The 11,545-nt window shown below is 65.7% G+C and carries 11 protein-coding genes and 1 pseudogene; 5 read left to right on the top strand and 7 right to left on the bottom strand.

The window, feature by feature from the left end; genetic code table 11:
• Positions 1-122 precede the first annotated feature (122 nt).
• Positions 123-338 carry a hypothetical protein gene (locus SIN08_RS17575; protein WP_322452901.1) on the top strand — a complete coding sequence of 72 codons (216 nt, stop codon included), beginning with the start codon at positions 123-125 and terminating at the stop codon, positions 336-338.
• Positions 339-357: 19 nt separating this feature from the next.
• On the opposite strand, the gene SIN08_RS17570 is transcribed toward SIN08_RS17575, so the two are convergent.
• The 7 genes and pseudogenes from SIN08_RS17570 to SIN08_RS17540 form a co-directional block, all read right to left on the bottom strand.
• Positions 358-1,377, bottom strand: coding sequence for a UDP-glucuronic acid decarboxylase family protein (locus SIN08_RS17570; RefSeq protein WP_322452900.1), 1,020 nt, complete (start codon positions 1,375-1,377; stop codon positions 358-360).
• A 28-nt stretch (positions 1,378-1,405) separates the two neighbouring features.
• The gene (locus SIN08_RS17565) at positions 1,406-2,503 is read right to left on the bottom strand and encodes a CgeB family protein (protein WP_322452899.1); all 1,098 of its coding nucleotides are present in this window, start codon (positions 2,501-2,503) and stop codon (positions 1,406-1,408) included.
• Positions 2,500-3,597 (bottom strand): CgeB family protein, encoded by a 1,098-nt coding sequence (locus tag SIN08_RS17560; RefSeq protein WP_322452898.1) that lies wholly within the window; start codon positions 3,595-3,597, stop codon positions 2,500-2,502. Before SIN08_RS17560 ends, SIN08_RS17565 begins: the two co-directional genes overlap by 4 nt.
• The gene (locus SIN08_RS17555) at positions 3,594-4,724 is read right to left on the bottom strand and encodes a CgeB family protein (protein WP_322452897.1); all 1,131 of its coding nucleotides are present in this window, start codon (positions 4,722-4,724) and stop codon (positions 3,594-3,596) included. The genes SIN08_RS17560 and SIN08_RS17555 overlap by 4 nt, the downstream gene beginning before the upstream one ends.
• Position 4,725: 1 nt before the next feature.
• Positions 4,726-5,880 (bottom strand): glycosyltransferase family 4 protein, encoded by a 1,155-nt coding sequence (locus SIN08_RS17550; RefSeq protein ID WP_322452896.1) that lies wholly within the window; start codon positions 5,878-5,880, stop codon positions 4,726-4,728.
• Positions 5,877-6,932: pseudogene (locus SIN08_RS17545) on the bottom strand (NAD-dependent epimerase/dehydratase family protein); the annotation flags it as partial. The pseudogene SIN08_RS17545 and the gene SIN08_RS17550, both read right to left, overlap by 4 nt.
• A 17-nt stretch (positions 6,933-6,949) precedes the next feature.
• Positions 6,950-8,059, bottom strand: a complete 1,110-nt coding sequence (locus SIN08_RS17540) for an NAD-dependent epimerase/dehydratase family protein (RefSeq protein ID WP_322452895.1) — start codon at positions 8,057-8,059, stop codon at positions 6,950-6,952.
• Between the two features lie 203 nt (positions 8,060-8,262).
• On the opposite strand from SIN08_RS17540, the gene SIN08_RS17535 reads away from it, so the two are divergent.
• From SIN08_RS17535 to SIN08_RS17520, 4 genes are all read left to right on the top strand, one after another.
• Positions 8,263-8,535 (top strand): hypothetical protein, encoded by a 273-nt coding sequence (locus SIN08_RS17535; protein WP_322452926.1) that lies wholly within the window; start codon positions 8,263-8,265, stop codon positions 8,533-8,535.
• Positions 8,536-8,686: 151 nt separating this feature from the next.
• The gene (locus SIN08_RS17530; protein ID WP_322452894.1) at positions 8,687-10,063 is read left to right on the top strand and encodes a UDP-glucose/GDP-mannose dehydrogenase family protein; all 1,377 of its coding nucleotides are present in this window, start codon (positions 8,687-8,689) and stop codon (positions 10,061-10,063) included.
• A gap of 43 nt (positions 10,064-10,106) precedes the next feature.
• A complete protein-coding gene (locus tag SIN08_RS17525) occupies positions 10,107-11,249 on the top strand; it encodes a mechanosensitive ion channel family protein (RefSeq protein ID WP_322452893.1) in 1,143 nt (380 codons plus the stop codon).
• The gene (locus SIN08_RS17520; RefSeq protein WP_322452892.1) at positions 11,246-11,545 is read left to right on the top strand and encodes a hypothetical protein; all 300 of its coding nucleotides are present in this window, start codon (positions 11,246-11,248) and stop codon (positions 11,543-11,545) included. Before SIN08_RS17525 ends, SIN08_RS17520 begins: the two co-directional genes overlap by 4 nt.

Genomic DNA, 11,545 nt, shown 5'->3' with positions numbered 1-11,545 from the left:
ATGCGCTATGACGGGCCGGACGGTGCCCATGCGCGAAAGGGCACCTGCTACGGCGATGGCGGTTGCCAAAAGCCCGACGAAGCGGCAAACCTGGGCGAAAAGGGCAAGAACGGGGTTACTTTATGAAGGGCAAGAACGATCCGCGCTCGGGCTCCGCGCGCAAGCCGGCTCGCGATTTTCCGCCTGAGGTGCGGGTGCTTTTGTCGGAAATCGAGAAGGAACCCGTTCCCGAAAGACTGCTCGAGCTTGCCAGGCAGTTGCAGGACGCGCTGGCACGCAAGCGCGCCGAAGAGGAAGAGCCCTCGGAGCGCCATGCCAGGCAAGCCGGCCAAAGGTGAGGATTCCCGGTCGCACCGGTCAGGCAGTCTGCCGATAGGTGCTGTCGGTGTCGCCGCGGCGCCTCCGCCGGCCTTCACTTTTCAGGCGGAACCAGGCGATTGTTTCCTCCAGCCCCTGCGACAGGGGAATACGGGGCTGCCAGCCCAGCAGATTGCGGGCCCGTGATATGTCCGGGCGCCGGCGGCGCGGGTCGTCCTCGGGCAGGGGCCGGTACACCACCGCCCCCGCCCCGGGCACTCTCTTGCGAATCATTTCAGCCAGTTCCCCGACAGTGAACTCGCCGGGATTGCCGAGATTGACCGGCGCCTTCGGGTTCGGCTCGACACACATGAGCGCCTGGAGCCCGGCCACCATGTCGCTCACATGGCAGAAGGAGCGCGTCTGCTTTCCCGTGCCATAGATAGTAAGCGGCTCGCCGCGCAGCGCCTGGTTGATGAAATTCGAGATGATGCGCCCGTCATCGGCACGCATGCGCGGCCCATAGGTGTTGAAGATACGCGCCACGCGCACATCCGCCCGGCCGAGCCGCAGATAGTCGAAACACAAGGCTTCGGCGGCCCTCTTGCCCTCGTCGTAGCAGGCGCGCGGCCCGGTCGCATTCACGTTTCCGCGATAGTCCTCCGGCTGGGGATGCACCTCCGGATCGCCGTAGATCTCGCTGGTGGAAGCCTGGAGAAACCGCGCCCCGTGGCGTACGGCCAGTGCCAGGAGATTGCCGGCGCCCACGACGCTGGTCATCATGGTGTGGATCGGATCGGCCTGATAGCGCGGCGGCGAGGCCGCGCAGGCGAGATTGTAGATCTCGTCGAGGGGCTCATCGATCGCGAGCGGTTCGCAAATATCCTGCCGCACGAGCCGAAAGGCGGGATGGTTGCCGAGGGGCGCGATATTGGCACGCACGCCGGTAACGAAGCTGTCGACACAGACGACCTCATGGCCGTCGGCCAGGAGCGCGTCGCACAGATGCGAACCTATGAACCCCGCCCCCCCGGCGACGAGCACCCGCTTGCGCACCTTTCCGACATTCACCGCATCCATGCAACGATCCCTTTCTCGTCGGCTCGCCTCAGCCCGTTCTGGCGAGCCTGCCTTGGCCGGCCCCCGCTTCCTTCAGCGCCTGAACCATGCCCCGCGCACGCGCGCGCCCCGTATGGCTTTTCAGAACCAGCGCCCGACCCGCCTTCGCCATGGCCAGCCGCTCGTCTTCCCGCATGTGCATGAGGGCATCGACGACCGCGTCGGCCTCATCGGCGATCAGGATGGCTTCGCCGTCGGAAAAGATCTCTTCGAGTCCCGGCCAGCGATCGCTGATGATCGGCGCCATGCAAGCCCCGGCCTCGAACAACCGCACGCTCGGCGACCATCCCGCGGCCACCATGTCGGCGCGGGTTGCGTTGAGGGTGAAACGCTGCCGGCTGTAGAAGGATGCGTGCGCTTCCGGCGGCAGATGCTCGATGCGCTCGACATTGGCGGGCCAGTCGATATCGTCCGGATACTGCGCCCCGGCCACCACGAAGCGCTTGTCCGGCAGGCGGCGCGCCGGGGCGATCAGGAGCCGTTCCAGCACCGGTTGGCGATCCGGACTGTAGGTGCCGATATAGCCGAGATCCCAGCGCGGCGGCTCGCCGGTGGGCCGGTAGCGCTCCGGATCCACCGAGCAGTAGAGCGCCTCGGGCCGCCGGGCACCCGCCTCCGAGCGCAGCCGGTCGAGGACTTTGCCGCCGGAAAAGGAGAAGTAGACGTCGAAGCCCGGCACCTGCCGGCGGGCCAGAAATTCCTCCTCTCCGCGCGCGAGCGCGGCGAGCGTGACCGGCGTATCGATATCGTAGAAGGCAAGAAGCCGCGGCCGCATCTCCTCCACCCGTTCGATGACTTCTCGGCCTTCCGGCACGAATGAGCCGACGACAACCGCGTCTGCATTGCGGATCGCCGGTGTGAAGCGGTCCAGATCGGCAAGGCTGTCGTAGTAGGCCAGGCGACAGAAATCCGGGTCGGGCATGTCCCGGTGCTGGGCGTACCACGGCACGTCGCGCTCCAGGAACAAGACCTGATGCCCTTCCTCCTTCAGCCCCCGCAGCAGGGCCCGGTAGGTCGTGGCATGTCCGTTGCCCCATGAGGACGATAATGACAGGCCGAGAATGACGATGGAGAGCGGCTTGCTCATTCAGCCGCCTCCACCTGGCGCGGTGAGATGTGGCTGGTGATGATGCGATGCACCTCGGCGGCCCGATGGGCATAGGTGTGGTCGCGCATGATGCGCGCCCGCGCGCGCCGGCCGATTTCCGCCGCCTGCGCCGGCGTCAAGGAGGCGACGGCGTCCGCCACGTCCTGGCCATCGCGCGCCGAAAGCACCTCTTCGCCCTCCTTCAGGAAAAGCTCGAGGCCTGTCCAGGCGTCGGTGATCAGGCAGGCGCCTGCCCCCGCCGCCTCGAAGACCCGGGTGGCCGGCGAATAGCCGTTGGCCGCCATGCTGGCGCGGCTGATGTTCAGCACCGCCTTGGGCGTGACGTTGAAGCAATTGTGGTCGCGCGTGGAGACATGGCCGATATAGCGCACGTTGGCCGGCATCGGCTTGTCGCACCAGCCCGACCCGCCGAGCAGGAATGCCGCTTCGGGCAGCTTCGCGGCAGCATCGAGGAAAAAGGTCTCGACCCGCGCCTCGCGATCCGGCAGGCGGTTGCCCAGGAAGGCGAGGTCGGCCGCGAAGCGGTCGTCAGGGCGCGCCGGACGATGGGTATCGGGATCGAGCGCATTATAGATGGGCACGCAGGCCCGCGCGCCGAAGGTGCGGTAGCCGTAGACGACGGGATCACCCCCGCCATAGGTGAGCACCAGGTCGACCTTTTGCAGTTGGCCGTGCAGCGGGTGGTCCGCCTCCTGCCCCAATTGCGCCAGCGTGGCCGGCGCGTCGACGTCCCAATAGATCTTCAGCGCATCCGGCCGCGCCGCCGCCAGGACGTGGTCCATCAACGCCTCGTCCTCGAAGCCGACCCCGCTCGCCTTGACGACGACATCGGCTTCGCGCGCCTCGGCCGCGGCCTCCTTCAGCGCCTCGCGCGTGCCTTCGTAGACGACCACCTCGCACCAGGTGGGCGGAACCATGTCGCGATGCTTCTGCCGGTCGTAGACGTTGGGCTCGTAGAAGGTGACCTGATAGCCGAGCTTGGCGAGCTGCCGGATGAGGCCCCGGTAGTAGGTGGCCGCGCCGTTCCAGTAGGAAGAAAGCAGGCTCGAACCGTAAAAGGCGATCTTCGTCATTCCGCGGCCTCCCTCGGCGCAAGTTGCGAACGCACCTTCTGCGTGCCGTGGCGCACAAGGTGCTGTAAGAGTTCGTCCACCCGGTGGGCGCAGCTATGCCGCTCGGCTATGGTCTCGAGCCCGTGCGCCGACAGGCTGGCCGCCAGTTCCGGATCGGCCATGAGCCGCCGCATCTGAGCGGCCATCTCCGCGCCGTCGCGGGCGAACAAGAAGTCTTCGCCCGGGCGGAACAACTCCTCCGCGTCGTCCCATGGTGCGGAAACAAGCGGGATTCCGCAGGCCAGCGCCTCGAAAACGCGGATGGTGGGAATACCCGGCAACGCCTCCACGTATGGTCGGCGCGGGATATGAACCGTCATGCGGTGGCGCGCGAAGGCGGCCGGCACATCGGCATTGGCGATCCAGCCGCCGTAGGCAAGTCCCGCTTCGGCGAGTGCCGCGCGCGCTTCCGCCGGATAACGCACGCCGCGCACGGTACCCTTCAGCCCCAGCCTCGCCGCCGGCCCCACGAGGAAGGTGCGGATCTCCGCCGTTCGTTCGTCATCGCCCCAGTTGCCGATCCAGATCAGGTCACATTCCTTTTCCTCCCCGGCAAGCGGGCGGAAAAGACGAGTGTCGGCCGCCTCGTGCCATGTGACCACCTGCCGGCCCCATCCGGCCCGGCGATAGCGCTCGCTGAGCGCTTCACCGAAGGCGAGGATCAGGTCGTAGTCGGCAAGATCCAGCCCAGCGATCTCCGGCCGTGCCGAGACCGCCCGGTGATGGGTGTCGTGGAAGGCGAGCGTGAAATCGCCACCGGCCCGCCGTGCCCGGCCGATCCGGGCTATGAGCGCCGGATCCGTCCATTCGTGCACGATCACGACATCGGCGTCGTCCAGCACCGCTTCATGCGGGAAATCCGCGTCATAGACGCAAGAGACCAAGCTGGGGAAATCCCTCTCGAAGCGCTCCAGCGCCGCCTCGCCCTGCTCGCCGACAAGATTGCTGCGGCTCCAGCCGTCACACGGCTCCAGCGCCAGCACATCGTGGCCCTCCCGCACCAACTCACGCATGACGCCGCGCAGGAAATGAGCGTTGCCGTGGTTCCAGTCGGAAACCAGTGAATGGGTGTAGAAGACGAGTTTCATCTCAGGCCCTCGCCACCGGCGCGTCCGTCAGTTCCCGGTAGAGTTCGGCCATGCGTCGCGCCTGCACATCGGGCGTGAAGCGGCGCGAGCGGGCAAGCGCCCGCGCGCCCATCTCGAGGCGCAGGGATTCGTCCGCAACGAGCCGGTTGACGGCCTCCGCCAGGGAATCCGGGTCGTGCGGATCGAAGAAGAGGGCAGCCTCGCTCCACAGTTCGCGATAGGTGGGGATATCCGACAGGACCAGCGCCGCCCCGGCGCGCGCACCTTCGAGTGCGGCCAGGCCGAAGGGCTCGTAGAGCGAGGGAGAGACGACGATGGCCGCCTGCCGCACCTGCGCCAACACCTTGCGGTGCGGTATCTCGCCGAGAAGGCGAACACGGGAAAGCCGGGTTTTCTGGCCCGAGGGACTGACGTCGGCGCCGGCGAGAATGATCGGCCAGGAGATCTTCGCCGCGGCACGGTCCAGCGCACGCGCATTCTTGCCCTCATCCCACCAGCGCCCGGCGCCAAAGACGAAATGCTCCTTCTCGCCGCCCTGGAGAAAGGCGCTGATCCCGTTGTGCACGACGTGGAGAAGCGGCTGCTCGCCATAGCAGCGCACGAGCGCCTGGGCATAGCTGCCGCTGGGTGACACGACGGCATCGGCACGCGCCATGCCGGCGGCGTTCAGCCGCTTGATCCAATCCCATTCTCCAGGCAGCGGCGTGCCGTGGACCGCATTCCACCACGTCACCATGCAGGAATGGGACACCACGACCACGGGACGGCGCGTATCGAGGCCGGCGGCCTGCGTGGGCAGGTTGAGGTGCAGGAGATCCGCCCCCTCCTCTTCCGCCAACTGTGCCAGGGTTGCCGGGATCTGCGCCAGAGCTGCCTCGTCCCGCGCCATCCAGTCGAGCGGCGCGTCGAGCCACAGAACGTCGCCCAGGGGTTTGACCTCCTCGATCTTCTCGCGGGTCGGCCGCGGACCGAGACCAGCGAACACAACCTCCACGCCATGCGGCCGCAGGCCACGCGCCAGTTCGATGGCGTAGCGCCAGACCCCGCCGACGGCATCGACCGTCATCAACACGCGCCGCCGCTCCCCGTCGCCGTAGCGGCTCAGGAAGTCCAGAGCTCCACTGTTCGCCACGCCTGTCATTCGCAGCATGTTCATGCCGTCAGCCTTTCCTTCTGGGTTGCCCGCCCCGGTACACGTTCTCCCCGCAACCATTCCGCAAGTTGCCTCAAGCCGTCACGCCAGCCGGTCTTCGCCTTCCACCCGAGCTGGCGCTGCAACCGACGCGTGTCGGCAACGAAATAGTGCTGATCGCCCGGCCGCCAGTCGTTCCATTCCACAGCCGGGTCCCGTCCGGTAATGTCGCGGATCTCCTCGAGAACCATGCGCAGGCTGACGGCGTTTTCGATCCCGCCGCCAAGATTGAAGGTCTGTCCGTTCACCTGCGGGATTCGGTCCAGAAGTGCCCGGTAGGCCGCCACCGCATCGGCTACGTGCAGAACGTCGCGCACCTGCTTGCCGTCGCCGAAGATGGAAATGGGCGCGCCGGACAAGGCCCGGATCAAGAAATGGGCGACCCAGCCCTGATCCTCCGTGCCGAACTGGCGCGGGCCGTAAATGCAGCTCATGCGCAAAACGGCGGTGGGAATGCCGTAGGAGGCCGCATAGTCGAGCACATACTGGTCGGCCACGCCTTTCGAGCAACCGTAGGGCGTGCAGAACGAAAGCGGGCGCCCCTCACCGATTCCGTGCCGGCGGACGTCCTCCGCCGCCGGGACGTAGCGGTCTTCCAGCGCCACCATCTCCAGATCCTCGAGCGCGCCGTAGACCTTGTTGGTGCTGGCGAAAATGACCGGCACCCGCCGGCCGCCGCGCCGCACCGCCTCGAGCACGTTCAGCGTACCGCGAGCATTGACCTCGAAGTCCTCGAAAGGCTGACGCAGGCTGGTCGTGACCGCCGTCTGCGCCGCAAGGTGGAAAACGGCCTTGGCATCTGCAAGGGCCGGCTCGATGGCCCGCAGGTCGCGTATATCCGCCACGAGCGGATGGACACGGGGCCCGTACGCCTCCCGCAGCCATGTCAGGTTCCGATCCACGCCCGGCCGGCTCAGATTGTCGAGGATGACGACGTCCTCGCCGGCGGCGAGATAGCTTTGCGCCAGATTGCAACCGATGAAGCCGCTGCCTCCGGAAATGACGATCGGCCTTGCCTTTCCGGAAAGGGCGGTCATGACACCAGCCCTCTTTCCTCCAGTTGCCGTCGCATCTTGGCCGCGTTGTCCACGGCGCCGACGTCACGCACCCAACGGGCGAACGCGCCGACCGTGTCCTCCAGCCGGTACTGCGGCCTGAAGCCAAGCAATTCCCGCGCCTTGGAGATATCGGCGAAGCAGTTGCGGATGTCGCCCGCACGCGCCTTGCCGAGGATCTCCGGCTCCAGCTCGGGGGCCTCCATCGCCTCGGCGACGATCTCGGCCACCTGGCGGATCGAATAGGCGTTGCCGCTGCCGATGTTGATCACCTGGCCATCGGCACGCTTCTGTTCGAGCGCCAAGCGGAAGGCGCGCGCAACATCGCGCACGTGAACGAAATCGCGCTTCTGGTTCCCGTCCTCGAAGACAAGCGGCCGTTCGCCGTTGGCAAGCCGCGAGGCGAAATTGGCCAGCACTCCCGTATAGGGATTGGAAAGCGCCTGCCCCGGCCCGAAGACGTTGAACAGCCGTAGCGCCACCGCTTCGACGGGATAGGCCTCGCCGAAGATCAGCACGGCGCGCTCCTGGGCATATTTCGTCAGCGCATAGATGGACGCCAGGTCCACCGGCTTCTCCTCATCGGTGGCGACCGGCGATATGGGCCGGCCATCCGCATGGAGCGGCTCCCACCGGCCGGCCTGGACCTGCTCCTTGCGCCGACGCGCCGCATCGAAGCGGGCGCCGTCCTCGCTCCGGTAGAGCCCCTCGCCGTAAACGCTCATCGAGGAAGCAACGACGATGCGCTCGACGGGCCGGTCGATCAGACATTCCAGCAGGACGGCCGTGCCTAGATCGTTGGCGCCCACGTAGCGGGAAATCTCGTACATGGACTGGCCCACCCCCACTTCCGCGGCGAGATGGACCACCATGTCGACACCGTTAAGGGCGGCGCGCACCGCCTGCGGGTCGCGTACGTCGCCGAAGCGATACTCCACCTTCTGCTGTGTGGCTGCTCTTGCCTCTCCGTGTACCTGCTCGACGAGGCTGTCGAGAACGACAACCGAATACCCGTTATCCAAAAGCTCTTCCGCAACCTGCCGGCCGATGAAGCCGCAGCCTCCGGTAACCAGGACTTTCTTGCTCACGGTTGCTCCCGAAAACCAATGAAGAAGGTATGTGTCGGTTTTCAAACACCGAAACGGGGTTTTTGTTCCCGCTGCACGATGAGCCGGCGAAGCGCACACCCCTCGCCGGCAGGAACAATTTCCGGCCGCATCGTGTTCGCTGAACGTACAGCCGGCGCCTGCCGGTGCAGAGCGCCGCGCATCGACATACGGGAACCAAAGCGATGAGCCAGGCCAGCACCACCACCGACCATGACACCATCCGCAAATGGGCCGAGATGCGGAACGGCCGCCCTGCGCGCGTGAAGACCACCGAGCCCGGCGGCATTCTGCGCATTGATTTCGGCGAGCCGGAAGAAAGCCTCGAGGAAATCGACTGGGACGAGTTCTTCCGTGTCTTCGAGGATCGGAAGCTTGCCTTCCTCTATCAGGACAAAACGGATAGCGGAGAGACCAGCCGCTTCAACAAATTCGTCGACCGGCAAGCTTCTGAATAGCGCACGAACTGCGTTGCGAGACGGCGCGGCTTGCCGCGCCGCCACGATATCTCCTTAGGATTCAAACTCTTCCGTTCTTCTTCAGCTTCTTCAGCGGGAACAACGCCTCCGGTCCGTGGTTGGGCGGCCGTAACCGTCACAGGAGAACGGCATGCAAATCACGATGATCGGCGCTGGCTATGTGGGCCTGACCACCGGCACCTGCCTGGCCAATATGGGCCATGATGTGTGTTGCTATGACATCGATTCCCGGCGCATCACGCGTCTGGAACGGTTTGACCTTCCCATCTACGAACCGGGTCTCGAGAACGCGATGCGGCGGGCCGTGGAAGTCGGCCACCTGCGTTTCTCCTCGAAAATCCGAACCAGCGTCAGCGAGGCCGACGCCGTATTCATCGCCGTCGGCACGCCGTCGGCTCCGACCGGCGGCATCGACTTGACCCATGTCTTTTCGGCGGCCCGACAGATCGCACCGCATCTGAAGCGCGGCGCCGTCATCGTCATCAAGTCCACCGTGGTGGTCGGCACGGCGCAGCGCGTCCGGGAGATGATCGCCCGTGAACGCGGCGCCTTCGACATCCGGGTGGCCTCGAATCCGGAATTCCTGCGCGAAGGCTCGGCCATGCGGGACTTCGCCGAGCCCGACCGGATCGTTCTGGGGGCCGACGATGCCCGTTCCAGGCGGCTTCTGCGTTCCATCTACGGTACGTTCGAGAAAATCGGGATCCCAATGGTGGTGACCAGCACGGGCAACGCCGAGCTCATCAAATATGCCGCCAACGCTTTCCTGGCCATGAAAATCGGCTTCATCAACGACGTCGCCGATCTTTGCGAAAAGGCCGGCGGTGACATCGCGGACGTGACGCGCGGCATCGGTCTGGACCATCGCATCGGCGACAGCTTCCTGCAGCCCGGCCCAGGCTTCGGTGGTTCGTGCTTTCCCAAGGACACGCGCGCTTTCGCGGCCACGGGGCGGCAGTATGGCGCGCCGCAGAAGCTGATCGAGACGCTGATCGCCCGCAACGACCAGCGCAAGACGGCGCTCGCCCGGCGTATCGTCAAGGAGGCGCGGCTGGCGCCGGGCAGCAAGGTGACGGTCCTCGGCCTAGCTTTCAAGGCCAACACCGACGACGTGCGCGAAGCCGCCGCCCTCTCCATCATCCCCTTTCTGCGCGAAGCGGGCATGCACGTCACCGTCCACGATCCCAAGGCCGCGTTCAACGCACGCGCGCATCTGAGCGATGTGACGTGGTCCGATTGTCCCTACAAGGCCTGCAAGGATGCGGCCGCTGTCGTCTTCCTCACCGAATGGGAGGAATATCGGGCACTCGATCTCGGGCGGCTCGCCAAGACGCTCTCGGGCGACTTCCTCTTTGATTACCGAAACCTCTTCGAACCACGCACGGTCGCCCGTCACGGACTGCGTTATGCAAGCCTCGGCCGGTCGACGATCTTCACAAGGCAGCGCGCCGACGTCTCCTCGCTGGAGACATGGCCGCGCCAGATCGCCGCCCCCGGGCACATCTAACCCCCGACGCGACGAGAATCAGCGTGTTATGCTATGAAAAGGCATGGACCAACTGCTGAACGACGGGACCGAACAACTTGCGGCTCTGACCGAAGCGGCGCCGGACTGGCTGGTCTCGTTCGTTATCCTGCTTGTCGCGATTGCCGTCGCGCTGGTGCTGCACCAGGTCCTCCACCGGATGCTCCTGCGCCTGGTGCGGCCGTACGAGCTCTTCTGGCACCAGCTCGTTGCGCGCACCAGACGCCCGCTGCGGCTTGCCTTCGTCCTCGGCGGGCTCGCCCTCGGAGCGACTTGGGCGCCGCTGAGGGAAGAAGGCCAGGCGCTGATTCACCACATATTGCTAATCGGCTTCATCGCCGTCCTGATGTGGCTCGCGCAACTGGCGCTCAACACCTTCATGGCGCTGCATCTGCAGCGCTTCGAGCATCAGACCGACGACCCGTTCCTGGCGCGCAGGCACATCACCCAGTCGCGCATTCTGCAACGGATCGCCGGTACGCTAATCGTCGTGGTCGGCACCGGTGCGATGCTGATGACCTTCGATACGGTGCGCCAGTACGGCATCAGCCTGCTCGCCTCCGCCGGTGCGGCGGGCATCATCGTCGGCCTGGCGTTACAGCCGATGCTGAAAAACCTTTTCGCCGGCATCCAGCTCGCCATCACGCAGCCGATCCGCATCAACGACGCACTGATCGTCGAGGGCGAGTTCGGCAATGTGGAGGAGATCACCTCGACCTATGTCGTGGTGCGCGCCTGGGACCGCCGGCGCCTCATCATCCCGCTCAACTACTTCATCGAGCAGCCGTTTCAGAACTGGACGCGCGACGAGACGGCGCTCACCGGCATCGTCGTGCTCTATCTGGACTTTTCCGTGCCGCTCGACATGCTGCGTGAAAAGGCGCGGGAGATCGTCGAGGCCTCGCCGCTTTGGGACGGCGAGGTCTTCGCCCTGCAGGTAACGGACCTGCGCGAAACGTCCATGGAAGTGCGCATCCTGGCGAGTGCCGCGAATTCGGGCAACGCTTTCGAACTGCGCTGCAACATCCGTGAACTTCTGGTCGCATTTCTCGTTCAGAATTATCCGCAGGCGCTGCCGCGCGTGCGCGCCGAGACCGAGGGCGGCAAACCCTCAGGCCGGGTCTCGGCCGCCCGCCGGCAATTTAACCGAGAGGGAGGCTCGCAATGAACACCGCCAATCTGCAGATGGAAGGCGTCTTGATGGCCATGTCGGCGCTGTGCCGCATCATGCGCGAAAAGGAGATCGCCAGTAGCGAAGAGATCGATACCGCTCTGGCCGAGGCAGAGGCGGTGCTCGCGGCGGACAGGCTACGTCCCGAGAAGATCTCGCATGCCAATGTCGAGGCGGTGCTCTTTCCGCTGCGTTTTCTGCGCGAAGCCAATCGCCGCGAAGCGCCGGGAACAAGCGCGGCCTATACCGAAATCGCGACCCGCGTGGGGCGCCGCCGCGGCGAGACAGCCTGA

The sequence above is a fragment of the Chelativorans sp. M5D2P16 genome, from assembly GCF_034427935.1.
GTDB lineage: Bacteria > Pseudomonadota > Alphaproteobacteria > Rhizobiales > Rhizobiaceae > Chelativorans.
The sequence above is the reverse complement of the archived record's forward strand: the minus strand, read 5'-3'. Positions and strand labels throughout refer to the sequence as shown.

Bases quoted from the DNA above. Each gene is read 5' to 3' on its own strand.
- SIN08_RS17575 (WP_322452901.1), top strand. From the start codon at position 123: ATGAAGGGCAAGAACGATCCGCGCTCGGGCTCCGCGCGCAAGCCGGCT.
- SIN08_RS17570 (WP_322452900.1), bottom strand. From the start codon at position 1,377: ATGGATGCGGTGAATGTCGGAAAGGTGCGCAAGCGGGTGCTCGTCGCC.
- SIN08_RS17565 (WP_322452899.1), bottom strand. From the start codon at position 2,503: ATGAGCAAGCCGCTCTCCATCGTCATTCTCGGCCTGTCATTATCGTCC.
- SIN08_RS17560 (WP_322452898.1), bottom strand. From the start codon at position 3,597: ATGACGAAGATCGCCTTTTACGGTTCGAGCCTGCTTTCTTCCTACTGG.
- SIN08_RS17555 (WP_322452897.1), bottom strand. From the start codon at position 4,724: ATGAAACTCGTCTTCTACACCCATTCACTGGTTTCCGACTGGAACCAC.
- SIN08_RS17550 (WP_322452896.1), bottom strand. From the start codon at position 5,880: ATGAACATGCTGCGAATGACAGGCGTGGCGAACAGTGGAGCTCTGGAC.
- SIN08_RS17535 (WP_322452926.1), top strand. From the start codon at position 8,263: ATGAGCCAGGCCAGCACCACCACCGACCATGACACCATCCGCAAATGG.
- SIN08_RS17530 (WP_322452894.1), top strand. From the start codon at position 8,687: ATGCAAATCACGATGATCGGCGCTGGCTATGTGGGCCTGACCACCGGC.
- SIN08_RS17525 (WP_322452893.1), top strand. From the start codon at position 10,107: ATGGACCAACTGCTGAACGACGGGACCGAACAACTTGCGGCTCTGACC.
- SIN08_RS17520 (WP_322452892.1), top strand. From the start codon at position 11,246: ATGAACACCGCCAATCTGCAGATGGAAGGCGTCTTGATGGCCATGTCG.